The sequence below is a fragment of the Enterobacter sp. GER_MD16_1505_Eko_090 genome (assembly GCF_003331015.1).
Classification (GTDB): domain Bacteria; phylum Pseudomonadota; class Gammaproteobacteria; order Enterobacterales; family Enterobacteriaceae; genus Enterobacter; species Enterobacter roggenkampii.
The window spans coordinates 86073-111636 of record NZ_PUQF01000016.1; the positions used below are offsets into that span (position 1 = coordinate 86073).

Annotated in this window: 23 protein-coding genes; 14 read left to right on the forward strand and 9 right to left on the reverse strand. The window is 55.1% G+C overall.

Annotated features, from left to right (window positions below; genetic code table 11):
* The first annotated feature begins 11 nt into the window (after nucleotides 1-11).
* The 6 genes from yihT (at nucleotide 12) to ompL (ending at nucleotide 7841) form a co-directional block, all read left to right on the forward strand.
* Entirely contained in the window at nucleotides 12-887 is an 876-nt protein-coding gene (gene yihT / locus C6A40_RS18070; protein WP_045336254.1) for a sulfofructosephosphate aldolase, read from the forward strand.
* Nucleotides 888-901: 14 nt separating this feature from the next.
* Nucleotides 902-2143, forward strand: coding sequence for a sulfoquinovose isomerase (yihS, locus tag C6A40_RS18075; protein WP_023345127.1), 1242 nt, complete (start codon nucleotides 902-904; stop codon nucleotides 2141-2143).
* A gap of 16 nt (nucleotides 2144-2159) precedes the next feature.
* Nucleotides 2160-4184, forward strand: a complete 2025-nt coding sequence (locus C6A40_RS18080; RefSeq protein WP_045336256.1) for an alpha-glucosidase — start codon at nucleotides 2160-2162, stop codon at nucleotides 4182-4184.
* Nucleotides 4185-4229: 45 nt separating this feature from the next.
* Entirely contained in the window at nucleotides 4230-5612 is a 1383-nt protein-coding gene (locus C6A40_RS18085) for an MFS transporter (RefSeq protein WP_045336258.1), read from the forward strand.
* Nucleotides 5613-5655: 43 nt separating this feature from the next.
* Nucleotides 5656-7080, forward strand: a complete 1425-nt coding sequence (locus tag C6A40_RS18090) for an MFS transporter (RefSeq protein ID WP_045336260.1) — start codon at nucleotides 5656-5658, stop codon at nucleotides 7078-7080.
* A 74-nt stretch (nucleotides 7081-7154) separates the two neighbouring features.
* Nucleotides 7155-7841, forward strand: a complete 687-nt coding sequence (ompL, locus tag C6A40_RS18095) for a porin OmpL (RefSeq protein ID WP_032637905.1) — start codon at nucleotides 7155-7157, stop codon at nucleotides 7839-7841.
* Between the two features lie 80 nt (nucleotides 7842-7921).
* Here ompL and typA read toward each other — a convergent pair whose 3' ends face one another.
* A complete protein-coding gene (gene typA / locus C6A40_RS18100) occupies nucleotides 7922-9745 on the reverse strand; it encodes a ribosome-dependent GTPase TypA (RefSeq protein ID WP_008501854.1) in 1824 nt (607 codons plus the stop codon).
* Nucleotides 9746-10121: 376 nt separating this feature from the next.
* Here typA and glnA point away from each other — a divergent pair, with 376 nt between their 5' ends.
* From glnA to C6A40_RS18130, 4 genes are all read left to right on the forward strand, one after another.
* Nucleotides 10122-11531, forward strand: a complete 1410-nt coding sequence (glnA, locus tag C6A40_RS18110; RefSeq protein ID WP_008501856.1) for a glutamate--ammonia ligase — start codon at nucleotides 10122-10124, stop codon at nucleotides 11529-11531.
* Nucleotides 11532-11701: 170 nt separating this feature from the next.
* Nucleotides 11702-12751 (forward strand): nitrogen regulation protein NR(II), encoded by a 1050-nt coding sequence (gene glnL / locus C6A40_RS18120; protein WP_008501857.1) that lies wholly within the window; start codon nucleotides 11702-11704, stop codon nucleotides 12749-12751.
* A gap of 11 nt (nucleotides 12752-12762) precedes the next feature.
* Nucleotides 12763-14175 carry a nitrogen regulation protein NR(I) gene (gene glnG, locus C6A40_RS18125; protein WP_008501858.1) on the forward strand — a complete coding sequence of 471 codons (1413 nt, stop codon included), beginning with the start codon at nucleotides 12763-12765 and terminating at the stop codon, nucleotides 14173-14175.
* 110 nt (nucleotides 14176-14285) lie between these two features.
* On the forward strand, nucleotides 14286-14396 hold the full coding sequence (locus tag C6A40_RS18130) for a YshB family small membrane protein (protein WP_032622955.1): 111 nt from the start codon (nucleotides 14286-14288) through the stop codon (nucleotides 14394-14396).
* Nucleotides 14397-14496: 100 nt separating this feature from the next.
* On the opposite strand, the gene hemN is transcribed toward C6A40_RS18130, so the two are convergent.
* Both hemN and yihI read right to left on the reverse strand, forming a co-directional pair.
* Nucleotides 14497-15870, reverse strand: a complete 1374-nt coding sequence (gene hemN / locus C6A40_RS18135) for an oxygen-independent coproporphyrinogen III oxidase (RefSeq protein ID WP_025912318.1) — start codon at nucleotides 15868-15870, stop codon at nucleotides 14497-14499.
* 188 nt (nucleotides 15871-16058) lie between these two features.
* Nucleotides 16059-16574: a Der GTPase-activating protein YihI gene (yihI, locus tag C6A40_RS18145; RefSeq protein ID WP_008501860.1), complete on the reverse strand. Its 516-nt coding sequence runs from the start codon at nucleotides 16572-16574 to the stop codon at nucleotides 16059-16061.
* Between the two features lie 580 nt (nucleotides 16575-17154).
* On the opposite strand from yihI, the gene yihA reads away from it, so the two are divergent.
* A complete protein-coding gene (gene yihA / locus C6A40_RS18150; RefSeq protein WP_008501861.1) occupies nucleotides 17155-17784 on the forward strand; it encodes a ribosome biogenesis GTP-binding protein YihA/YsxC in 630 nt (209 codons plus the stop codon).
* Between the two features lie 97 nt (nucleotides 17785-17881).
* Here yihA and C6A40_RS25630 read toward each other — a convergent pair whose 3' ends face one another.
* The 3 genes from C6A40_RS25630 to C6A40_RS25300 form a co-directional block, all read right to left on the reverse strand.
* Nucleotides 17882-17929 carry a spot 42 RNA, inhibition of DNA synthesis gene (locus C6A40_RS25630; protein ID WP_071892919.1) on the reverse strand — a complete coding sequence of 16 codons (48 nt, stop codon included), beginning with the start codon at nucleotides 17927-17929 and terminating at the stop codon, nucleotides 17882-17884.
* 166 nt (nucleotides 17930-18095) lie between these two features.
* Nucleotides 18096-20888 carry a DNA polymerase I gene (polA, locus tag C6A40_RS18155; RefSeq protein WP_008501862.1) on the reverse strand — a complete coding sequence of 931 codons (2793 nt, stop codon included), beginning with the start codon at nucleotides 20886-20888 and terminating at the stop codon, nucleotides 18096-18098.
* 334 nt (nucleotides 20889-21222) lie between these two features.
* Complete coding sequence (locus C6A40_RS25300; protein ID WP_239991056.1) at nucleotides 21223-21489, reverse strand: hypothetical protein; 267 nt, start codon at nucleotides 21487-21489, stop codon at nucleotides 21223-21225.
* Here C6A40_RS25300 and C6A40_RS18160 point away from each other — a divergent pair.
* Nucleotides 21386-22237: an acyltransferase gene (locus C6A40_RS18160; protein ID WP_239991055.1), complete on the forward strand. Its 852-nt coding sequence runs from the start codon at nucleotides 21386-21388 to the stop codon at nucleotides 22235-22237. The genes C6A40_RS25300 and C6A40_RS18160 overlap by 104 nt on opposite strands.
* Nucleotides 22238-22260: 23 nt before the next feature.
* On the opposite strand, the gene dsbA is transcribed toward C6A40_RS18160, so the two are convergent.
* The 3 genes from dsbA to C6A40_RS18175 form a co-directional block, all read right to left on the reverse strand.
* Nucleotides 22261-22884, reverse strand: coding sequence for a thiol:disulfide interchange protein DsbA (gene dsbA / locus C6A40_RS18165; RefSeq protein WP_008501864.1), 624 nt, complete (start codon nucleotides 22882-22884; stop codon nucleotides 22261-22263).
* Nucleotides 22885-22910: 26 nt separating this feature from the next.
* Nucleotides 22911-23897: a serine/threonine protein kinase gene (locus C6A40_RS18170; RefSeq protein ID WP_008501865.1), complete on the reverse strand. Its 987-nt coding sequence runs from the start codon at nucleotides 23895-23897 to the stop codon at nucleotides 22911-22913.
* Between the two features lie 75 nt (nucleotides 23898-23972).
* On the reverse strand, nucleotides 23973-24242 hold the full coding sequence (locus tag C6A40_RS18175; RefSeq protein ID WP_008501866.1) for a YihD family protein: 270 nt from the start codon (nucleotides 24240-24242) through the stop codon (nucleotides 23973-23975).
* A 68-nt stretch (nucleotides 24243-24310) separates the two neighbouring features.
* On the opposite strand from C6A40_RS18175, the gene mobA reads away from it, so the two are divergent.
* Both mobA and mobB read left to right on the forward strand, forming a co-directional pair.
* Nucleotides 24311-24895 (forward strand): molybdenum cofactor guanylyltransferase MobA, encoded by a 585-nt coding sequence (gene mobA / locus C6A40_RS18180; RefSeq protein ID WP_023293674.1) that lies wholly within the window; start codon nucleotides 24311-24313, stop codon nucleotides 24893-24895.
* Nucleotides 24892-25395, forward strand: a complete 504-nt coding sequence (gene mobB, locus C6A40_RS18185; RefSeq protein ID WP_023293675.1) for a molybdopterin-guanine dinucleotide biosynthesis protein MobB — start codon at nucleotides 24892-24894, stop codon at nucleotides 25393-25395. Before mobA ends, mobB begins: the two co-directional genes overlap by 4 nt.
* Nucleotides 25396-25564: the final 169 nt, after the last annotated feature.

Below are 25564 nucleotides of genomic sequence, written 5' to 3' on the forward strand. Positions count from 1 at the left end.
AGGACTGAGGAATGACGATGTACACCCTGAAAGATATCACCCGACCTTCCGGCGGTTTTGCGATGCTGGCCGTGGATCAGCGCGAAGCGATGCGCCTGATGTTTGCCGCCGCAGGCGCGCCGGTGCCGGTAACCGACCAGAACCTGACCGATTTTAAGGTCAACGCGGCAAAAATTTTGTCGCCGTACGCCTCGGCCATTCTCGTCGACCAGCAGTTCTGCTATCGCCAGATTGTCGAGCAGCAGGCCGTGGCCAAAAGCTGCGCGATGATTGTGGCCGCCGACGAATTTATTCCGGGGAACGGTATTCCGGTCGACAGCGTGGCGATCGACAAGAACGTCGACGCGCAGGCGGTCAAGCGCGATGGCGGCAAAGCGCTGAAGCTGCTGGTGCTGTGGCGCAGCGATGAAGATCCGCAGCAGCGCCTGGAGATGGTGAAAGCGTTCAATACGCTCTGCCACGACAACGGGCTGCTGAGCATTATCGAGCCGGTGGTGCGTCCGCCGCGTCGCGGAGCCGAATTTAACCGCGAACAGGCGATTATCGATGCGGCCAAAGAGCTGGGCGACAGCGGTGCCGACCTTTACAAGGTGGAGATGCCGCTGTTCGGCAAGGGCACGCAGCAGGCGCTGCTGGCGGCCTCGCAAAAGCTGAACGAGAACATCGCCATGCCGTGGGTGATCCTCTCCTCCGGCGTGGACGATAAGCTCTTCCCGCGCGCCGTAAGCGTCGCCATGCAGGCGGGGGCATCGGGCTTTTTAGCCGGTCGCGCCGTCTGGTCCTCTGTGATTGGCCTGCCGGACACCGAGCTGATGCTGCGTGATATCTCCGTCCCCAAACTTCAGCGTCTGGGTGAGATCGTCGACGAAATGATGGCTCGCCGTTAAGAAAGGATCCGAACATGAAATGGTTTAACACCCTGAGCCATAACCGCTGGCTCGAACAAGAGACCGACCGCATTCTCGATTTCGGCAAAAACGCCGCCGTACCGACCGGCTTTGGCTGGCTGGGCAATAACGGCCAGGTGCGCAGCGATATGGGCACCCATCTGTGGATCACCGCCCGCATGCTGCACGTGTACGCGGTGGCGGCAAACATGGGCCGTCCCGGCGCGTATGCCCTGGTTGAGCACGGCATTAACGCCCTCAACGGTCCGCTGCGCGACAAGCAGCACGGCGGCTGGTACGCCTGCGTAAACGATGAAGGCGTGATTGATGCGTCCAAGCAGGGCTATCAGCATTTCTTCGTTCTGCTGGGCGCGGCGAGCGCCGTGACCACGGGTCACCCGCAGGCACGTAAGCTGCTGGACGATGCCATCGAGGTGATTGAGCGTTACTTCTGGAGCGAACAGGAGCAGATGTGCCTGGAGTCCTGGGATGAAGCCTTCAGCAAAACGGAAGACTATCGCGGCGGTAACGCCAACATGCACGCCGTGGAAGCCTTCCTCATCGTCTATGACGTGACCCACGACCGTAAATGGCTCGACCGCGCCCTGCGCATCGCGTCGGTCATTATTCATGACGTGGCGCGCAAAGGTGAGTACCGCGTTAACGAGCATTTCGACACCGACTGGAACCCGATCCGCGATTACAACATCGATAACCCTGCTCACCGCTTCCGCGCCTACGGCGGCACGCCGGGGCACTGGATTGAGTGGGGCCGCCTGATGCTGCACCTGCGCGCCGCGCTGGAAGCGCGCTTTGAAACCCCGCCAGAGTGGCTGCTGGAAGATGCAAAAGGCCTGTTCCACGCCACCATCCGCGACGCCTGGGCACCCGACGGCGCCGACGGGTTTGTCTACTCCGTGGGCTGGGACGGCAAGCCAATCGTCCGCGAACGCGTGCGCTGGCCAATCGTCGAGGCGATGGGCACAGCGTATGCGCTCTACACCGTAACCGGCGAAGCGCAGTACGAAGCCTGGTATCAGAAGTGGTGGGATTACTGCATCAAGTACCTGATGGACTACGAAAACGGTTCGTGGTGGCAGGAGCTGGACACCAACAACGAAGTGACCACCAAAGTCTGGGACGGCAAGCAGGATATTTACCATCTGCTGCACTGCCTGGTGATCCCCCGCCTGCCGCTGGCACCGGGCTTAGCCCCTGCCGTCGCCGCCGGATTACTGGATAGCCAGGCCAAATAATTAAGACGGAGTGTTTATGCGTACCCTACACAATATTGACCTGAAAAATAACGAAAGTGGCTTCACCCTGCGCTGGCAGGACCGTCTGATTTTATCCCACACCGCGGATGCCCCTTGCCTGTGGATTGGCGCAGGCGAGGCGGATATCGAGATGTTTCGCGGCAACTTCAGCATCAAAGACAAGCTCAACGAAAAGATTGCCCTGACGGACGCGACCGTCACGCAGCAAAGCGCGGGCTGGGCGATCCGCTTTACCCGCGGCGATGCGGTAAGCGCGACGCTGCTGGTGAGCGTAGATGCGGAAGGCCGTCTCGAGCTGAAGCTGAAAAATGACGCCGCCAGCCATAACCGCATCTGGCTGCGGCTGGCGGCGCAGCCAGACGATCATATTTACGGCTGCGGCGAGCAGTTCTCGTATTTCGATTTGCGCGGCAAGCCGTTCCCGCTGTGGACCAGCGAGCAGGGCGTGGGCCGCAATAAGCAAACCTACGTCACCTGGCAGGCCGACTGCAAAGAGAACGCGGGCGGCGACTACTACTGGACCTTCTTCCCGCAGCCTACCTTCGTGAGCACCCAGAAGTACTACTGCCACGTGGATAACAGCTGTTATATGAACTTCGACTTCAGCGCGCCGGATTTCCACGAGCTGGCGTTCTGGGAAGATAACGCCACGCTGCGCTTCGAATGTGCGCAAACGTACGTCGATCTGCTGGAAAAACTGACCGGCCTGCTGGGGCGCCAGCCGGAGCTGCCGGACTGGGTGTACGACGGCGTGACGCTGGGCATTCAGGGCGGCACCGAGGTGTGCCAGCAGAAGCTCGACACCATGCGTAACGGCGGCGTGAAGGTCAACGGCATCTGGGCGCAGGACTGGTCCGGCATTCGCATGACCTCCTTCGGCAAGCGCGTGATGTGGAACTGGAAGTGGAACAGCGCGCTCTATCCGCAGCTTGATGCGCGGATTGCGAAGTGGAAAGAGGAAGGCGTGCAGTTCCTCTCCTATATCAACCCGTACGTCGCCAGCGATAAAGATCTCTGCGAAGAGGCCGCGAAACGCGGCTATCTGACCAAAAACGCCAACGGCGAGGACTACCACGTCGAGTTCGGCGAGTTCTACGCGGGCGTTATCGACCTGACCAATCCGGCAGCCTACGACTGGTACAAAGAGGTCATTAAAAAGAACCTGATCGAACTGGGCTGCGGCGGCTGGATGGCCGATTTCGGGGAGTACCTGCCGACCGACACCTTCCTGCATAACGGCGTGAGCGCGGAGATCATGCATAACGCCTGGCCTGCCCTTTGGGCCAAATGTAACTACGAAGCGCTTCAGGAGACCGGCAAGCTCGGCGAGATCCTGTTCTTCATGCGCGCGGGCTATACCGGCAGCCAGAAGCACTCGGTGATGATGTGGGCGGGGGATCAGAACGTCGACTGGAGCCTGGACGACGGTCTGGCGTCCGTCATCCCTGCGGCGCTGTCGCTGGCGATGACCGGGCACGGCCTGCACCACAGCGACATCGGCGGCTATACGACCCTGTTCGAGATGAAGCGCAGCAAAGAGCTGCTGCTGCGCTGGTGCGACTTCAGCGCCTTTACGCCGATGATGCGTACCCATGAGGGCAACCGTCCCGGCGACAACTGGCAGTTCGACGGCGACGCGGAAACCATCGCGCACTTCGCGCGCATGACAACCGTCTTCACCACCCTAAAGCCGTACATCAAAGCTGCGGTCGCGCAGAACGCGAAAAGCGGCCTGCCGGTGATGCGTCCGCTGTTCCTGCACTACGAGGACGACGCGCGCGCCTACACGCTGAAATACCAGTACCTGTTTGGCCGCGACCTGCTGGTGGCGCCGGTTCATGAAGAGGGGCGCCGCGACTGGTCGCTCTATCTGCCGCAGGACAGCTGGGTGAATGCGTGGACCGGGGAAATCTGCCGGGGCGGTGACGTGAACGTAGATGCCCCGCTCGGCAAGCCGCCGGTCTTCTACCGCCAGCACAGCGAATGGGCAGATCTGTTTAGCACCTTACGTCATATCTGATAAGGCTCGCCCGCGGGGCCACCTGCGGGCAGACGGAGAACAATAATGAGTCAACATACTTCCGATCCGGCAACCCTACGCCTGCCGTTTAAAGAAAAACTCGCCTACGGGATGGGCGATCTCGGCTCAAACATCCTGCTGGATATCGGCACGCTTTATCTGCTGAAGTTTTACACAGACGTGCTGGGCCTGCCGGGCACCTACGGCGGAATTATCTTCCTGATTGCGAAGTTCTTTACCGCCTTCACCGATATGGGCACCGGGATCATGCTCGACTCCCGGCGCAAGATCGGCCCGAAAGGGAAATTCCGCCCGTTCGTGCTCTATGCGGCGTTCCCGGTGACCTTACTGGCGATTGCCAACTTCGTTGGCACGCCGTTTGAAATCACCGGTAAAACGGTGATGGCGACGGTGCTGTTCATGCTGTACGGCCTGTTCTTCAGCATGATGAACTGCTCCTACGGCGCGATGGTGCCCGCCATTACCAAAAACCCGGACGAGCGCGCCTCGCTGGCCGCCTGGCGCCAGGGCGGCGCTACGCTGGGCCTGCTGCTCTGTACCGTGGGTTTTGTTCCGGTGATGAACCTGATTGAAGGCAATGACCAGCTTGGCTATATCTTTGCCGCCACCCTCTTCTCGCTGTTCGGACTGTTTTTTATGTGGTGGTGCTACAAGGGGGTGACCGAACGTTACGTCGAGGCGCAGCCCGCTAACCCGGCGCAAAAACCGGGGCTGCTGCAGTCGTTTCGCGCCATCGCCGGGAACCGTCCGCTGTTTATCCTGTGCATCGCCAACCTGTGCACGCTGGGCGCCTTTAACGTCAAACTCGCCATTCAGGTCTACTACACGCAGTACGTGCTGCACGACCCGATCCTGCTGTCGTACATGGGCTTCTTCAGCATGGGCTGCATTTTTATCGGCGTCTTTATGATGCCCGGCGCGGTGCGGCGCTTCGGCAAGAAAAAGGTCTACATCAGCGGGCTGATGATTTGGGTGGCGGGCGATCTGCTCAACTACTTCTTCGGCGGCGGCTCGGTGAGCTTTGTGGCGTTCTCCTGCCTGGCCTTTTTCGGCTCCGCGTTCGTGAACAGCCTGAACTGGGCGCTGGTGTCCGATACCGTGGAGTACGGTGAGTGGCGCACCGGCGTGCGCTCCGAAGGAACGGTGTATACCGGTTTTACCTTCTTCAGGAAGGTCTCCCAGGCGCTGGCGGGCTTCTTCCCGGGGATCATGCTCACGCAGATCGGCTATGTGCCCAACGTGGTGCAATCCAGTGGCACGGTTGAAGGGCTGCGGCAGCTGATATTTATCTACCCGAGCCTGCTGGCAGTTATCACCATCGTGGCGATGGGCTGCTTCTACAACCTCAACGAGAAGATGTATGTGCGCATAGTGGAAGAGATCGAACTGCGCAAACGTACGGCATAAATGACGTGATTGAGCGCCCTGCGGGGCGCTTTGAGGATCGACCATGACACATAATACTGATCCGTTAACCCTGAAATTGAGCCTGCGAGAGAAGTGCGCCTACGGGATGGGTGATTTTGGCTCGAACCTGATGCTGTGTATTGGCACGCTGTATCTGCTGAAGTTTTACACCGATGAATTGGGCATGCCCGCGTTCTATGGCGGCATTATTTTCCTCGTCGCGAAGTTTTTTACCGCGTTTACCGACATGCTGACCGGGGTGCTGCTCGACTCACGGCGTAATATCGGCGCGCGGGGGAAGTTCCGGCCGTTCATTCTTTACGCCTCCGTTCCGGTGGCGCTGGTGGCGACGGCGCAGTTTATGGCCAACGACTTTAGCCTGACGGTGAAAACGGCCCTCGCCACCGTGCTCTTCATGATGTTTGGCCTCTGCTATAGCCTGATGAACTGCGCCTACGGTGCGATGGTCCCGGCCATCACCAAAAACCCGAACGAGCGCGCGCAGCTTGCGGCGTGGCGTCAGGGCGGCGCAACGGTAGGACTGTTGCTCTGCACCGTCGGCTTTATGCCCATTCAGGCGCTGTTCGTCCACCAGCCCTCACTCGGCTATCTGGTGGCCGCGCTGGTGTTCGTTACCGGCGGCCTGTTCTGCATGTGGTGGTGCTACAGCGGGGTGAAAGAACGCTACGTCGAGCTTACGCCCGATCACCATAAGCCCGGCATTCTGAAATCATTCTGCGCGATTTTCCGCAATCCGCCGCTGCTGGTGCTGTGCATCGCCAACCTGTGCACTCTCGCCGCGTTTAACATCAAGCTGGCGATTCAGGTCTATTACACCCAGTACGTGCTGAACGATCTGCATCTGCTGTCGTGGATGGGCTTTTTCAGCATGGGCTGCATTCTGATTGGTGTGTTTCTGGTGCCCGGCGCGGTAAAGCGCTTTGGCAAGAAACCGGTCTATCTGGGCGGGCTGGTGCTGTGGGCGGTGGGCGACGTGCTGAATTTCTTCTGGGGGACCAGCTCCCTGCTGTTTGTGCTGTTTTCCTGCATGGCCTTCTTCGGCACGGCGTTTGTTAATAGCCTGAACTGGGCGCTGGTGCCGGATACCGTCGATTACGGCGAGTGGAAAACCGGCATTCGCGCCGAAGGGTCGGTGTATACCGGCTATACCTTCTCGCGCAAAATCTCCGCCGCGCTCGCCGGTTTCCTGCCCGGCATCATGCTGACCCAGATTGGCTACGTTCCCCATGCCGTGCAGAGCGCGGGCACGCTGCTTGGGTTGCGTCAGCTGATTTTCCTCTGGCCGTGCGGCCTGGCGATTGTTGCTGCCGTGACCATGGGGCTGTTTTATAAACTCAACGAAGCGCGCTTCGCCTTTATTATCGAGGAGATTGGAAAACGGAAGAAACAAACCGCGAATACCCCTGAGATAACCACCAACAATAAAGCGTCAGCAGTCACTTTATAACAATAAATCCGGCCACTATGTCCTTCCTGTTTATCAGGAGGGAGGCCTTTCTGTACCTGATACATGGACAAATTATGAAAAGAATCATCACTGTACTGATCGTGTCGTCTGTGTCCTGCCCGGTATTTGCCGGGGCCTATGTCGAAACGCGTGAAGCCTACAATACGGCCTCAGAGATGCACGAGGTGATCCTGCGTGCGGGCTATAACTTCGATATGGGCGCGGGACTGATGTTCACCAACGCCTATAACGTGGGTAAATGGGATGAACTTAAGCACAGCTATAACGAAATCGAGGGGTGGTATCCGCTCTTTAAGCCGACCGATAAACTCACCTTCCAGCCCGGCGGGTTGATTAACGACAGCAGCGCAGGTTCGGGTGGCGCGGTCTATTTAGATACCAATTATAAATTTACGGACTGGTTCAACCTGACGTTCCGCTATCGCTATAACCATAACAACTACGATACGCCGGACTATAACGGGCAGATGGATAAGAACGACACGCACGAATTTGCCAACTACTGGAATTTCAAAGTAACGGATGCATTTTTCTACACCTTTGAACCGCACTTTTTCCAGCGGGTGAATGATTATCACAGCAAAAATGGCAAAGACCATCACTGGGAAATTACCAATAAGTTTAGCTATAAGATCGACAGAAACTGGCTGCCGTACCTCGAACTGCAGTGGCTGGACAGATGGAATGATTACAACCGGGAGCAGTACCGGATCCGTTTAGGGCTACGGTATTCGTTCTAATAAAAAAAGCCGCTGATCGCTCAGCGGCTTTTTCGTTGCCGGGTGGCGCATGCGCATACCCGGCCTACGGCATAACCGAATTACTCTTCTTTCGCACCGCGCATAGCACGTTTACGATCGTTCTCGGTCAGGTGACGTTTACGGATACGGATAGACAGCGGAGTCACTTCTACCAGTTCGTCGTCATCGATGAATTCCAGAGCCTGCTCCAGAGTCATCTTGATCGGTGGAACCAGAACCGTTGCTTCGTCAGTACCGGACGCACGCATGTTGGTCAGTTTCTTACCGGTCAGGCAGTTTACGGTCAGGTCGTTAGAACGGCTGTGAATACCGATGATCTGGCCTTCGTAAACTTCAGCACCGTGACCCAGGAACAGCTTACCGCGATCCTGCAGACCGAACAGCGCAAACGCAACCGCTTTACCCTGACCGTTGGAGATCAGTACGCCGTTGTTACGCTGGCCCACTTCGCCCGGACGCACGTCGTCGTAGTGGCTGAAGGTGGAGTACAGCAGACCGGTACCAGAGGTCATGGTCATGAACTCAGAACGGAAGCCGATCAGGCCACGGCTTGGGATCACGTAGTCGAGACGTACGCGGCCTTTGCCATCTGGATTCATGTTTTTCAGGTCGCCTTTACGCTCGCCCAGCGCCTGCATCACAGAACCCTGGTGCTGCTCTTCAACGTCCAGCGTCACGTTTTCGAACGGCTCTTGTTTACGGCCGTCGATTTCGCGGAAGATAACTTTCGGACGGGAAACCGCCATCTCGAAACCTTCACGACGCATGTTTTCGATCAGAACAGACAGGTGCAGTTCACCACGACCGGATACGCGGAAGGCATCAGCGTCTTCGGTTTCTTCAACGCGCAGCGCAACGTTGTGCACCAGCTCTTTGTTCAGGCGGTCAAGGATCTGACGAGAGGTAACGAACTTACCTTCTTTACCACAGAACGGAGAGGTGTTGACGTTGAAGAACATGGTAACGGTTGGTTCATCAACAGACAGGGCAGGCAGCGCTTCCACATTCTGCGGATCGCAGATGGTGTCAGAGATGTTCAGCTCGCCCAGACCGGTGATCGCGATGATGTCGCCCGCTTCAGCCAGATCGCTATCGATACGCTCCAGACCAAGGTGAGTCAGCACTTTGCCCACTTTACCGTTGCGGGTTTTGCCTTCGCTATCGATGATAGTAACCTGCTGGTTTGGCTTCACTTTACCGCGTTTGATACGACCGATACCGATGACGCCAACGTAGTTGTTGTAGTCCAGCTGGGAGATCTGCATCTGCAGTGGACCATCCAGATCAACATCCGGTGCCGGTACGTGATCGACAATCGCCTGATACAGCGGGGTCATGTCTTCCGCCATATCTTCGTGGTCCAGACCCGCGATACCATTCAGCGCCGAAGCGTAAATGATAGGGAAGTCCAGCTGTTCGTCGGTCGCGTCGAGGTTAACGAACAGGTCGAATACCTGATCAACAACCCAGTCAGGACGTGCGCCAGGACGGTCAACCTTGTTGATAACAACAATTGGTTTCAGGCCATGGGCAAATGCTTTTTTGGTCACGAAGCGCGTTTGCGGCATTGGGCCGTCAAATGCGTCAACCACCAGCAGCACGGAATCCACCATGGACATCACGCGCTCAACTTCACCACCGAAGTCGGCGTGCCCTGGGGTATCAACGATGTTGATACGGTAGTCATTCCATTTAATAGCGGTGTTTTTCGCGAGGATAGTAATCCCACGCTCTTTCTCCAAATCGTTGGAGTCCATCACACGCTCTTGAGTTTCGGCACGTGCATCAAACGTACCGGATTGCTGCAGCAGCTTATCAACCAGGGTAGTTTTACCATGGTCAACGTGCGCGATGATGGCGATGTTACGCAAATTTTCGATCACAACTTTGCCTCAGGCATTAGAAATAGCGCGTTATTGTACACGGATTAATCGCACTACAAAACAGGATCACAAACATCCTCCGCAAACAAGTATCGCAGAGATGCTTTGTGATCGCTTTCACGGAGCGAAAAAGGGCACTTTAACGAAAATTGCACCAATATGGTGCTCGGTGTTCACACTGAAGCACTATACTGGTGCAACATTACCATTGTGGTGCAGCCCTTTTGCACTATGGTGCGCATGATAACGCCTTTTTGGGGTGTTTTAAAAGTTGGCACAGATTTCGCTTTATAAAAATTACATGGCAACAGCCAGTACAAACAGAAACTGAAGACCTCGTTACCACGACGACAATGACCAATCTGGAGAGTTAAGTATGTCCGCTGAACACGTTTTGACGATGCTGAACGAACATGAAGTGAAGTTTGTTGATCTCCGCTTCACCGACACCAAAGGTAAAGAACAGCACGTCACAATCCCTGCTCATCAGGTGAACGCCGAATTCTTTGAAGAAGGCAAAATGTTTGACGGCTCCTCCATTGGTGGCTGGAAAGGCATTAACGAATCCGACATGGTTCTGATGCCAGATGCAACCACTGCGGTCATTGATCCGTTCTTCGAAGAACCTACCCTGATCATCCGTTGCGACATCCTCGAGCCAGGCACGCTGCAGGGCTACGACCGCGACCCACGTTCTATCGCGAAACGCGCTGAAGAGTACCTGCGTTCTACCGGCATCGCGGACACCGTTCTGTTCGGGCCAGAGCCAGAGTTCTTCCTGTTCGATGACATCCGTTTTGGTGCCTCTATCTCTGGCTCCCACGTGGCTATCGACGACATCGAAGGCGCATGGAACTCCTCCACCAAATACGAAGGTGGTAACAAAGGTCACCGTCCAGGCGTGAAAGGCGGTTACTTCCCGGTTCCTCCGGTCGACTCTGCACAGGACATTCGTTCCACCATGTGTCTGGTGATGGAAGAGATGGGCCTGGTTGTTGAAGCTCACCACCACGAAGTGGCGACTGCGGGTCAGAACGAAGTGGCTACCCGCTTCAACACCATGACCAAAAAAGCGGACGAAATTCAGATCTACAAATACGTTGTGCACAACGTTGCGCACCGTTTCGGTAAAACCGCGACCTTCATGCCAAAACCAATGTTTGGCGACAACGGTTCCGGTATGCACTGCCACATGTCTCTGTCCAAGAACGGTACCAACCTGTTCTCTGGTGACAAATATGCCGGTCTGTCCGAGCAGGCGCTGTACTACATCGGCGGCGTAATCAAACACGCTAAAGCGATCAACGCCCTGGCGAACCCAACCACCAACTCCTACAAGCGTCTGGTCCCGGGCTACGAAGCGCCAGTGATGCTGGCCTACTCTGCGCGTAACCGTTCTGCTTCTATCCGTATCCCGGTGGTGGCGTCTCCTAAAGCGCGTCGTATCGAAGTTCGCTTCCCGGATCCAGCGGCTAACCCATACCTGTGCTTCGCAGCACTGCTGATGGCCGGTCTGGACGGTATCAAGAACAAGATCCACCCAGGCGAAGCGATGGACAAAAACCTGTACGACCTGCCGCCAGAAGAAGCGAAAGAGATCCCACAGGTTGCTGGCTCTCTGGAAGAAGCCCTGCAGGCGCTGGACGCAGACCGTGAGTTCCTGACCGCAGGTGGCGTATTCACTGACGACGCTATTGATGCCTACATCGCCCTGCGTACTGAAGAGAACGACCGCGTGCGCATGACTCCGCATCCGGTTGAGTTCGAACTGTACTACAGCGTTTAATTAAGTTGTTTTACCCGGCGTGACAAGCGCCGGGAGTAGTTGCCGTGGAAACTTTTAGCCCATCTCCGGATGGGCTTTTTTCTCCACCAACAACCTGATCTCACGCGCTTTTGACGCCGAAAACGCTATACTGCACTAAATTAGTGCAAACGACTCCAGGAGACTGCTGAATGGCAACTGGCACGCTGCCCGATGCTGGGCAGATCCTCAATTCTTTGATTAACAGCATTTTGCTGGTGGATGACGAGCTGGCCGTTCATTACGCCAACCCGGCGGCACAGCAGCTGCTCGCCCAAAGCGCACGCAAACTGTTCGGCACCCCGCTTCCGGAACTTCTGAGCTATTTTTCGCTGAATATTGGCCTGATGCAGGAAAGTTTACAGGCGGGCCAGGGTTTCACCGATAACGAAGTGACGCTGGTGATCGACGGGCGCTCGCACATTCTGTCGCTGACCGCGCAACGTCTTCCCGAAGGCTTGATCCTGCTGGAAATGGCGCCGATGGATAATCAGCGTCGCCTGAGCCAGGAGCAGCTTCAGCATGCGCAGCAAATTGCCGCCCGAGACCTGGTGCGCGGCCTGGCGCATGAAATCAAAAACCCGCTGGGTGGGTTACGCGGCGCGGCGCAGCTTCTGACCAAGGCGCTGCCCGACCCTGCGCTGGCGGAGTACACCAACGTCATCATCGAGCAGGCGGACCGCCTGCGAAATCTGGTTGACCGTCTTCTCGGGCCACAGCAGCCGGGAATGCACGTCACAGAAAGCATCCATAAAGTGGCCGAGCGGGTGGTGAAGCTCGTCTCGATGGAGCTGCCGGAGAACGTCACGCTGGTGCGTGATTACGACCCAAGCCTGCCGGAACTGGCCCATGACCCGGATCAGATTGAGCAGGTCCTGTTGAACATTGTGCGCAATGCCCTGCAGGCGCTGGGACCGGAAGGGGGCGAGATTATTTTGCGCACCCGTACCGCCTTCCAGCTCACGTTACACGGCGTGCGCTATCGGCTTGCGGCCCGTATCGACGTCGAGGATAACGGCCCCGGTATTCCATCGCATCTTCAGGACACTCTGTTCTACCCGATGGTCAGCGGCCGTGAAGGCGGTACCGGCCTGGGCTTATCCATTGCCCGCAGTTTGATCGACCAACACTCTGGAAAAATTGAATTTACCAGTTGGCCGGGACATACCGAGTTTTCGGTTTTCCTGCCGATTAAAAAATAAAGGTGACGTTTATGCAACGAGGGATAGTCTGGGTAGTCGATGACGATAGCTCCATCCGTTGGGTGCTTGAACGCGCGCTCACAGGGGCAGGATTAAGCTGCACGACGTTTGAGAGCGGCAGCGAAGTGCTCGACGCACTCACCACTAAAACGCCCGATGTTCTGCTGTCGGATATCCGTATGCCGGGCATGGACGGGCTGGCGCTGTTAAAGCAGATCAAACAACGCCACCCTATGCTTCCGGTCATCATAATGACGGCTCATTCCGATCTGGATGCCGCGGTGAGCGCTTACCAGCAAGGGGCATTCGATTATCTGCCCAAACCGTTTGATATCGACGAAGCGGTGGCGCTGGTTGAGCGCGCGATTAGCCATTATCAGGAGCAGCAACAGCCGCGCCACGCGCCCGATTTTGGGCCAACCACCGACATCATCGGCGAAGCGCCGGCGATGCAGGACGTGTTTCGCATTATTGGCCGTCTGTCCCGCTCCTCCATCAGCGTCTTGATTAACGGCGAATCGGGCACCGGTAAAGAGCTTGTGGCCCATGCGCTGCATCGCCACAGCCCGCGGGCAAAAGCGCCGTTTATCGCCCTGAATATGGCGGCGATCCCAAAGGACTTGATTGAATCCGAGCTGTTCGGGCACGAAAAAGGGGCGTTTACCGGCGCAAATACCATTCGCCAGGGGCGCTTCGAACAGGCTGACGGCGGCACGCTGTTCCTGGATGAGATCGGCGATATGCCGCTGGACGTTCAGACCCGTCTGCTGCGCGTGCTGGCCGACGGGCAGTTTTATCGCGTGGGCGGTTATGCGCCGGTGAAGGTGGACGTGCGTATTATCGCCGCGACCCACCAGAACCTGGAGCAGCGCGTGCAGGAAGGCAAATTCCGTGAGGATTTATTCCATCGTCTGAACGTCATTCGCGTTCATCTGCCGCCGCTGCGTGAACGCCGGGAAGATATTCCCCGCCTGGCGCGTCATTTCCTGCAGGTGGCTGCCCGCGAGCTGGGTGTGGAAGCTAAGCAGCTTCATCCCGAAACCGATGCCGCTCTGACGCGTCTGGCGTGGCCAGGCAACGTGCGTCAGCTGGAAAACACTTGCCGCTGGTTAACCGTGATGGCTGCCGGTCAGGAAGTGCTGATTCAGGATTTACCGGCCGAGCTGTTTGAGGCGACCGCGCCGGAAAGCAGTAGCGGACACGCGCTGCCGGACAGCTGGGCGACGCTGCTGGCGCAGTGGGCCGACCGCGCGCTGCGTTCCGGTCATCAAAACCTGCTGTCTGAGGCTCAGCCTGAGATGGAGCGTACGCTGTTGACCACCGCGCTTCGTCATACCCAGGGTCATAAGCAGGAAGCCGCTCGCCTGTTAGGATGGGGACGCAATACCCTGACGCGCAAGCTGAAAGAGCTGGGAATGGAGTAATATCCGCGCTTGTGTAAAGGTTATTAATTGAGCGCAAATTGCCGTTATTTTGCGCTTTACTGTTCCGATGAGTTTTGTATGATCGTGCCCGGAAATTGGGGGTGAACATCATGCTGGAAACATTCGTGAATATGCTCTCTAGCGGAGCCGCTGAAAGCCACACGCCACAAACCGCCGTTGCGGCGGTGCTGTGTGCGGCGCTGGTTGGGCTGTTTAGCTAGCGAGTTGGCGATGAAAAGCCGGGTGGCGCTTCGCTTACCCGGCCTACATTTCGCACTTTTGTAGGCCGGGTAAGGCGAAGCCGCCACCCGGCATTACCGTTTAAATCACCCGCGAGAACTGCTGCATACGCGCTTTCTGACGCAGGTATGCGTCAAAGCACATGCAGATATTGCGGATCAACAGACGCCCTTTCGGCGTGACCTCAATCGCGCTCTCCGACATATCCACCAGCCCGTCTTTCGCCAGCGGCGCCAGCAGCTTCAGGTCTTCCGCGAAATAATCGCTGAAGTTCAGCGCCCACTGCGCTTCCACGTCCCTGAAATCGAGACGGAAGTTGCAGATAAGCGCCTTAATCACATCGCGACGGATGCAGTCGTCACGGGTTAATGCGATGCCGCGCCACAGCGCGTTGCCGGTCTCATCCACCTGCTGGTAATACAGCTTTAGCTCTTTCTGGTTCTGCGCGTAGCAGTCGCCGATCATGCTGATGGCGGAGACGCCCATGCCGAGCAGATCGGTATCGCCCTGGGTCGTGTAGCCCTGGAAGTTGCGGTGCAGGACCCCTTCGCGCTGAGCGACCGCCAGTTCGTCGTCCGGACGGGCAAAGTGATCCATGCCGATAAACTGATAGCCGGTGTCGGTCAGCGAGGTGATGGTTTCCTGCAGGATATCCAGCTTCTGCTGGGCAGAAGGCAGATCGGCATCTTTGATTTTGCGCTGGGCGGCAAAGAGCGTCGGCAGATGCGCGTAGTTAAAGACGCTCAGGCGGTCCGGACTGAGTTCAGCCACGCGCTTCAACGTAAAGGCGAAGCTTTCCGGCGTCTGCTTTGGCAGGCCGTAAATCAGGTCGATGTTGGTCGACGTGAAACCGATGTCACGCGCATGGTTGAGTAAGGCAAAGATAAAGTCTTCGTCCTGCTCGCGGTTCACCAGGCGCTGAACCTCTTTATTGAAGTCCTGCACGCCCATGCTCAGGCGGTTGAAGCCTTCTGCGCGTAAGTGATCCAGCACATCCAGCTCAATTTCACGCGGATCGACTTCGATCGAGATTTCAGCGTCGACGTTAAAACTGAAATTGCCGCGCAGCAGGGTCATCAGGCGGCTTATTTGCGCTTTGTTCAGATAGGTTGGCGTACCGCCGCCCCAGTGAAGCTGGCTGACGTGACGGCCTTTAAACAGCGGCGCGCGATGCACAACTTCCTGTTCGAGCGCGTCAAGATACTGGTCGGCTTTATGCTGCTGGCGGGTCACGATTTTATTGCAGCCGCAGAAGTAACAAAGCTTGTGGCAGAACGGAATATGGACATAGAGCGACAGCGGACGCTCAGGATAGCGCGCGACAGCCTGCTGAAAATCCTCCTCGCCGAAGGCATCGGAGAACTCCAGCGCGGTGGGGTATGACGTATAACGCGGCCCGGAATAGTTATATTTCTGGATTAGGGCCAAATCCCAGTCGATAGTTGGTGCTGACATGCTCACTCCTTCCGTTGGTGTCGCGTTCGTATACGGCGGCCCGTTCTGACCCCATTGCGGGACATCATTCGGGTGCGCAGCCACTTCTGTCGCCGCGACAACCGCCGTAGTTTAACGAATAACCACACCAGATAACATATAACCGGAAGGGTTATAAGCAGGACTATCGTGCCTGCCGGGTGCAAATGTTAGTTTCCACCCTTCAGAAGACGCATCATATCTTCCTGCTTTTCGTCTTCTTCTTCGTCGTCTTCGTCATCGTAAGACAGACCCAGCTTCTGCATCAGCTCGTCGATGCGATCCAGTTTGGCATCCACCCATGACTGCTCTTCAGCGGTCAGGGTTTCACCCTCTTCAAGACGTTCCAGCAGCGCGTCCAGGCGCTCATCGTTCTCCAGCAAATCCAGCTCAGCCTGCGGTGAAAGCATAGGTTTCTCGCTCTTTGGTTTGTGCTGCTTAGTGACCGGGGTGTCTGTCACACCCAGTGGAATGGGAGTTTTACTGCCGATACGAGGATCTTTCTGCTGCTTGCTTTTTGCAGAAGCGCCCGCTGCACCACCACCGTTGGCACGGCTACCCGCAGCATGACCGCGATGTTTTTTGTCGCGTTTGCGGTCGCGCGCTTCCTGGTTCAGTTCTTCGCGCGTTTTGCGGCGTGCTTTTGCAGGGCGTTTCGCGCCCGCAGCGGAGGTTGGTTTTTTCATGATGTTTTATCTTTAAGTCGTTTTCTTCAGTATAGAATTGCGGCGAAATCTAGCAGAAAGCAAGCAAAGAAAAAAGGCGACAGAGCAATCTGTCGCCTTTTTTCCTGACTCACAACCCTTAACGGGTCAGACATTCCATGTTTGCCAACAACAAACCCTGTTTATCCCTTGGCTAATACCGTCCGTGATACGGTTCCATTTCCTGTTAAAACGCCTCCGGGCGCTGGTCGTCCTGACAATCCTGCGTCTTCGCCTCCTGGCGCTCCTGACCCTTATCCTTAAGTCATCATCCTGTTGGCTTCCTCGCCTTGCCGCATACTTTACCGTGTTCGCTTAAACTAACAAGCAACGAAACGGTACAAAAACGGATTTTCAGATAATTACCTGGAAATAAGATGATGATTTAAAACAGTTTGCCTTTTTCTTGCTCCTGCGATTTCTCTGAAATCTCCCATAGTACGTATAGCCAATCTCTCACAGCGGCCAGGGCTTAAGCCTACAGGCTGAGTGCAATGAAAAAAGTCTTTTGCCCGCATTCAGGTATAATCCCCCTCAGATTACGATTTTTGGAGACGACCACGTGACTACCTGGAACTACCAACAGACGCATTTTGTCACCAGTGCGCCCGATATTCGCCACCTCCCCTCTGATACCGGTATTGAAGTGGCCTTTGCTGGCCGCTCTAATGCGGGTAAATCCAGCGCCCTGAATACGCTGACCAATCAGAAGAACCTGGCGCGTACCTCAAAAACACCTGGCCGTACCCAGCTGATCAACCTGTTTGAAGTCGCAGAGGGCAAACGCCTGGTCGACTTACCGGGGTACGGTTATGCGCAGGTACCCGAAGAGATGAAAATCAAATGGCAGCGTGCGCTGGGTGAATACCTCGAAAAACGCATGTGCCTGAAAGGTCTGGTGGTATTGATGGATATTCGCCACCCGCTGAAAGATCTCGATCAGCAGATGATCGACTGGGCGGTGGCAAGCGATATCGCCGTGCTGGTGCTGCTGACGAAAGCCGATAAGCTGGCAAGCGGCGCGCGTAAAGCGCAGGTGAATATGGTTCGCGAAGCGGTGCTGGCGTTCAACGGCGATGTGCAGGTTGAGCCGTTCTCCTCGCTGAAAAAGCAGGGCGTGGACAAGCTGCGTCAGAAGCTCGACACCTGGTTTAGCGAGCTGGAACCCGCGACGGAAGCGGAAGAAGAGTAATACCGAGCGCGGCAATGGCCGCGCTTTTTTTGCCTGAACATTTCTTTGCCGCAATAAAAAACGCCCCAGTCATTACTGACTGGGGCGGCTAAAATATTCAGCCAAATCCGATTACGTGAAGTAAAAGGTCTGAAAGATAGAACATCTTACCTCTGTACCCTACGCCGATAACTCTACCCCTTTTTGTGTTGCAGAAAAAGCACTTTTTGTAGTTTTTTTTCATTCTTTACATAGGGAATTCTAATGATCGTCACAAAACGCGCGTTGCCATGTTGCAAACTTACATAAAAAGCGCGTTATGCGAAGAACCCTTAGTGAGCCTGATCCCAGTTTTCACCACTTCCCACTTCCACCAGCAACGGCACGTCCAGCGTCATGCTGCTTTCCATCAGTTCGTGGATCTTCTTCGACACGGCGTCGAGGTCGTCCTTGTGCACTTCAAATACCAGTTCATCGTGTACCTGCATGATCATTTTCACACGCGGTTTCTCTTTCTCGAGCCAGGCATCCACGGCGATCATTGCACGCTTAATAATGTCCGCCGCGGTCCCCTGCATCGGGGCGTTGATCGCGGCACGCTCTGCGCCCGCGCGGCGCGCCGCGTTGCTGGATTTGATGTCCGGTAAGTAGAGACGGCGGCCGTCCAGGGTTTCAACGTAACCTTTCTCTTTCGCCTGCGCGCGGGTACGTTCCATATATTCCAGCACGCCCGGGTAGCGCTCGAAGTAGAGATCCATATACTTCTGCGACTCTTTACGCGGAATATTGAGCTGGCGTGAAAGGCCGAACGCGCTCATGCCGTAGATCAGACCGAAGTTGATCGCTTTAGCGCTGCGGCGCTGTTCGTTGGTCACGCTGTCCAGCGGCAAGCCGAAGACTTCCGCCGCGGTTGCCCGGTGGATATCCTTCCCTTCGGCAAACGCGGTCAGCAGGCCTTTGTCGCGGGACAGATGCGCCATAATGCGCAGCTCAATTTGCGAGTAGTCAGCAGAGACAATCAGATAATCCTCTGGTGCGATGAAAGCCTGGCGAATACGGCGGCCCTCTTCGTTACGTACCGGGATGTTCTGCAGGTTGGGATCGGTTGACGAGAGACGACCGGTCGCCGCGACAGCCTGATGATATGAGGTGTGCACGCGGCCCGTTTTCGGGTTGATCATCAGCGGAAGCTTATCAGTGTAGGTAGACTTCAGCTTCGCGAGACCACGGTACTGCAGAATCACTTTTGGCAGCGGGTAGTCCAGCGCCAGCTCTTCCAGCACCTCTTCAGAGGTTGAAGGCGCACCGCCAGGGGTTTTCTTCAGCGGCTTGATGCCCTGCTTTTCAAACAAAATGGTTTGCAGCTGCTTCGGTGAAGAGAGGTTAAACGGCTCGCCTGCAAGCTCATGCGCTTTCTGCTCCAGCTCGGTCAGGCGCTGCGCCAGCTCCCCGGAGTGGTTATGCAGCACCGTTGGATCGATTTTCACGCCGTTGCGTTCAATGCGGGACAGCACGGGTACCAGCGGCATCTCAATATGCTGGAACACATTCAGCGGACCTTCGTGCTTTTGCAGTTTTGGCCACATCTTCAGGTGGAGCTGCAGCGTAACGTCAGCGTCTTCCGCCGCGTAGCGTCCTGCCTCTTCAAGAGCAATCTGGTTAAAGGTGAGCTGATTTTTCCCTTTGCCGGCAATCTCTTCGAAGGTGATGGTTTTGTGCTTGAGCCAGCGGTCAGATAAGGAATCCATATCATGGCGGCCCGCGACGCTGTCCAGAATGTAAGATTCAAGCATGGTGTCGAAGGCGATCCCGCGCAGTTCAATGCCGTAGTTTTGCAGAATGCCGCGGTCGTACTTGAGGTTTTGCCCAACCTTGAGCGCCTTTTCATCTTCCAGGATCGGCTTCAGCAGTTCAAGCACGCGTTCACGGGAGATCTGTTCCGGCGCATCCAGGTAATCGTGCGCCACGGGAACATAGGCCGCATGACCTGGCGCTGTCGCAAATGACAGGCCTACCATATTGGCAGAGATGTTATCGAGACTGTCCGTTTCGGTGTCAAAGGCAAAGACCGGCGCCTTTTTCAGTTTCTCGATCCAGGCAATGAGCTGTGACTCTTCAAGAAGAGTTTCATAATTGTCGAAGGAAAGCGCCACGGCTTCTTCTTCCGCCTGCTCTTCTGCATCAACGACAATCGTCTCCTTCGGCTTTGTGGAAGGTTTTGCCCCTTTTGCCTGCAGCCATTTACCGGCTTCCACGTCAGTGGTCCAGCGCTTAAATTCGTATTTCTTAAACAGGCTTAGAAGCTCGTCCGCAGAAGGCTGCTGCACTTCCAGCTGTTCACAGCCCAGTTCGAGCTCGACATCGGTTTTGATTGTGGCCAGCTTATAGGAGAGATAAGCCACCTCTTTGTTCTCTTCCAGCTTCCCAGCCATGGTTTTGGCACCACGGAAGGAGAGACCGGCGATTTTGTCTGATTCCGCGTAGAGCGTATCCAGCCCGCCCAGCCCCTGAAGCAGCGCCTGCGCGGTTTTCTCACCGACGCCAGGGACACCAGGAATGTTATCCGAGGAGTCGCCCATCAACGCGAGGAAATCGATAATCAGCTCTGGCGGCACGCCATACTTTGCGACCACCTCTTCCGGCCCAAGAATGGTGTTGGTCATAGTGTTAATCAGGGTAATCCCTGGCGTCACCAGCTGCGCCATATCTTTATCACCGGTGCTAATCAGTACCGGACGACCCATCTTTTCGGCTTCACGCGCCAGCGTACCGATGACGTCATCCGCTTCAACCCCAGAAACGGCCAGCAGCGGCAGACCCATCGCTTTCACCATCGCATGCAGCGGCTCTATCTGCGCACGCAGATCGTCAGGCATTGGCGGACGGTGGGATTTGTAATGTTCAAACAACTCGTCGCGGAACGTTTTGCCTTTCGCATCAAACACGACGGCCGCATGGGTTGGCTGATACTGAAGGATCAGGCTGCGCAGCATATTCAGCACGCCATACATTGCGCCGGTAGGTTCCCCTGCGCTGTTGGTCAGAGGAGGAAACGCATGGTACGCCCGATACAGGTAAGAAGAGCCATCGACGAGAATAAGAGGGTTTTCTGGGATCTGAACCATAATGTCCGTGCCTTTAATCAATTTATGCGTAAAGGATGCCACAGAAGGATGAAAACATCAGTTATTCAGGCCCGATACAGGAAAAGATTTTGCGATCGTGAGGATCGCTCGTAAAAATCAAACTGTGGATAAGTTTGTGAGTATTTTCACTTCACATGAATAACAGACGTAAAAAATACATATAAGGCAATATTTAGATCTTAATTATCAGATTGTTATGTTATGAGATCGCCTCTATATGGCCAACTGATGACAATTTAGTCTATGTGGATATAAGCCTTGATTTACGCGGAACGACAGCGAAATCTTCTGCGCCGGGGTAAAAGCCGCCAAATCACCCTATGAAAGCGCCATTCATTTGTCTGTTTTCTGGTAAAATCAGCGCCCAGCGTCGACTATCCGGTCGCTCACTTACAGCTAACCACCTGAAAAAGCTCATCATGTCGAGATTGCTCGCTGCAATAACATTACTGCTAAGCATCATTTTAACTATCCTGGTGACGATCGCCTGTTCCGTACCGATCATTATCGCCGGGATCATTAAACTGCTGCTGCCTGTACCCATGGTGTGGCGAGCCGTGTCCGCATTTTGTAATTTCATGATGTTTTGCTGGTGCGAAGGACTGGCGATCCTGTTGCGCCTTAACCCGCACCTGATGTGGGATGTCAAAGGGCTGGAGAACCTTAACAAAAAGAACTGGTACCTGCTGATCTGCAATCACCACAGCTGGGCGGACATCGTGGTGTTATGCGTGCTTTTTCGCAAACACATCCCGATGAACAAATATTTCCTGAAACAGCAGCTCGCCTGGGTGCCTTTTATCGGGCTGGCCTGCTGGGCGCTCGATATGCCGTTTATGAAACGCTATTCGCGCAGCTATTTGATTCGTCATCCGGAACGTCGCGGTAAGGATGTGGAGACCACGCGCCGCTCCTGTGAAAAGTTTCGTGCGCATCCAACGACCATCGTGAACTTTGTTGAAGGCTCCCGGTTTACGGAAGAGAAGCGCCAGCAAACTCGCTCTCCGTATCAGCATCTGTTGCCGCCAAAGGCAGCGGGGATTGCGATGGCGCTTAACGTGCTGGGAGCACAGTTCGATAAACTTCTTAACGTCACGCTCTGCTATCCGGAAAACGATAAGACGCCGTTCTTCGATATGCTCAGCGGCAAACTGACGCGTATTGTCGTGCACGTCGACCTGGTTCCGATTGACGCTGAACTGCACGGTGATTACGTAAACGATAAGAACTTCAAACGTCGTTTCCAGCAGTGGCTTAATACGCTCTGGAAAGAGAAAGACGAACAGATAGACAAGATAAAATCTTCATACAAAAACGCCGGTCAGTGACCGGCGTTTTTACATTAACGAAATTACTTCTTCTCAACCAGGTATTTCACGGTATCTGCATACTGCTGTACGAAAATATCCATGCTGCTGGTGTCCATGCCCTGCATGTTCAGCTGATATTTGCCGTTAACAAACATCGCCGGAACGCCCTGAAGCTGGAGGTCAGCAGCCGCTTTTTCCTGCTGGGCAACCAGTGATTTCACCACGAAGCTGTTCCATGCGGCATCGTACTCTTCACCTTTCACGCCGGCATCAACGAACACTTTACGGATATCCGCAGTGGTCTGAACGGTCTGGGTTTTCTGTACGGCTTCAAACATTGGCGAAGTGATCTTATCTTCTACGCCCAGTGCCATCGCCACCGCCCATGCCTGAGTCAGGTCTTTACCCAATGGGCCCAGGAACTCGACGTGGTACTTGGTCATTTTGGTGCCTTCCGGCAGCTTTTTCTTCACGTTGTCAGAGACATGCAGCACCTGCTCGAACTGGTAACAGTGTGGGCAATAGAACGAGAAGAACTCCAGTACCTGTGGCTCGCCAGCGACCGGCTTCTCCAGCGTGATGTACTGTTTGCCGTCGGTAAACTGTGCAGCAGAAGCGCTAAATGCCAGAATCATACCTGCCAGCGCCAGCCAAATTTTTTTCATGATTAACTCTCTCCTGGGTGTGTCCATTAATACATCGGCGTTAATTGCAGAGGGGGCTCCTGAAGAACCTTAACCTGCTCAGTAAATGTAGATATCTGGCTACGCCAGTAATCCTCTCCGGTAAGCCACGGGAAATTACGAGGAAATGCCGGATCGTCCCAACGCCTGATTAACCATGCGAGATAATAAACAAAACGCATCGCACGTAAAGGCTCAATCAGGGCAATTTCGTCTGAATTAAACGGGCTAAATTCTTCATAAGCTTCAATAATGGTTTCAAGCTGCATGCGTTGCTCGGCTTTGTCGCCATTCAGCAGCATCCACAGGTCCTGAACCGCTGGCCCCATACGCGCATCATCGAGATCGACAAACAGCGGGCCGTCACGCCAGAGAATATTCCCGGCGTGACAATCGCCATGCAGGCGCAGGACGGAAATATCATCACGCCAGCAGGTTTTCACTGCAGCAATAAGCTTATCGGTGGCGTTGAGGAAATCATCCTTTAGCGCTGCGGGGATCATTGCAGACGTTTCGAATATTGTGCGCGGTTCAAGAAGGTATTCCTGAATCCCCATAGTCGGGCGGGCAATAAAGGCTTTTTTGCGTCCCGTCTGGTGTATACGCCCAAGATAGCGGGCAACCCACTCCATCTGATCGATATTATCCGCTTCAAACTGACGGCCACCCAGACTTGGGAATACTGCGTAGTAATACCCTTCGTGCGTAAGGAGCGTTTGGTTATTGAATTTCAGCGGTGCGGCAACGGGGACATCGTCATCCAGCAGATCGTGAGCGAACTGATGCTCTTCCTGAATTTGTTCAGCGGACCAGCGTTCAGGACGATAGAATTTTACGACATAGCGCTGACGATCCTCGTCCTGAAATTGATAGACGCGGTTTTCGTAGCTGTTTAACGGTGTTAGCCCGGAATCCACCCGAATACCCTGTTCAAACAGGGCATCCATAATGGTGTCCGGGTGTAATGTCTGGAAAGTAAAAGCCTGGTCGTTCATCCGATCATCCGGAAATTATACGAATGATTCAGGATATCATCTTGTGGCGATTTCGGTGCCGCCGCTTACAAGCTTTTACTCTTTAATTACGCCTCGGGCGCGCAGCAATGCCGTCTTAAAATCTTCCTCATAATCTTTCTGAATACCAGGAATAACAGCATCTTTGGCAGAGTCGCGCATTTTAAGGTGGTAGATCAGGATGTCGTCAGAAAGGTCTGCCAGATCGCCGTCAAAACCTGACTCTTTTGCCAGTTTCTGTAAAAATTGCATCAGATTGAGCTCTGGCTCTTTCTGCCAGGCTGGCTGGAGGAGTTCAATAACTTCATTCAGACGTTTACATTTCATGGTGGTGCTCCTTTCATTTAGAGTGACACGTTAGCAGGGTCAATCCCACAATAAAAGAGGCGATATTCGTGAATGTTAGCCAGGAAATCATCGGGGTCGTTCTGGCAGGCGGCAGAGCAACGCGAATGGGCGGTAAAGATAAGGGGCTTCAGCTTCTTAATGGAAAACCCTTGTGGCAGCATGTCGCCGATACGCTCGCCGGCCAGGTGACGGCAATGGCCATCAGCGCTAACCGGCATATCGACACTTACCGGCAAAGCGGGTACGCCGTTTATCAAGATAGCCTTGAGAATTACCCGGGACCGCTTGCCGGTATGCTTTCAGTCATGCAACAGTCGCACGGAGAGTGGTTCATCTTCTGCCCCTGCGATACCCCGTTTATTCCGTCTTGTCTTGTCGAGCGTCTGTTCCTGCTTCGTGGTACGGCTCCTGTGGTTTGGGTACATGACGGCGAGCGTGACCATCCTGCTATCGCGTTGATGCATCGATCGCTAGCGCCTGCTCTGCAGGCCTACCTGGCCGCGGGAGAGCGCAGGGTGATGGTCTTTATGCGTGAGTCTGGCGGCCATTCCGTTGATTTTAGCGATGTGAAATCAGCGTTTGTGAACGTAAATACGAGTGAAGATTTGCAGATGATGCAGGAGAAAAGATGATACCTGTTGTAGCCATTTCCGCCTGGAGTGGGACCGGGAAAACCACGCTGTTGAAAAAGCTCATTCCTGCGCTTTGTGCCAGAGGGCTTCGCCCTGGTTTGATTAAGCATAGTCATCACAACATGGACATTGATACGCCCGGAAAAGACAGCTATGAGCTGCGTAAGGCCGGAGCAGCACAAACGATGGTAGCAAGTCCTCAGCGCTGGGCGTTAATGACAGAAACGCCGGATGAGGCGCCGCTGAATCTCGCTTATCTGGTTAGCCGGATGGATCACTCCACGCTGGATCTGGTGCTGGTTGAGGGATTTAAGCATGAGGCCGTGCCTAAGATCCTACTTTTCAGAAGCGATGCCGGGCATGATATGAGCGAGTTAACGCTGGATGAGCATGTCATTGCGGTGGCCAGCGATGTGGCAGTGGAACTTGAGGTTCCGGTGCTGGATTTAAATGATGTGGACGGGATTGCGCAGTTTATTGTGGCTTGGAGTGCGGTCTGACTTGCCGGGTGGCGGCTTTGCCTTAACCGGCCTACCGTTTTTTGGCGCATAAACGCAAAAAGGCCATCCTTTCGGATGGCCTCTTCACTTGTTTGATGCCTGGCAGTTCCCTACTCTCACATGGGGAGACCCCACACTACCATCGGCGCTACGGCGTTTCACTTCTGAG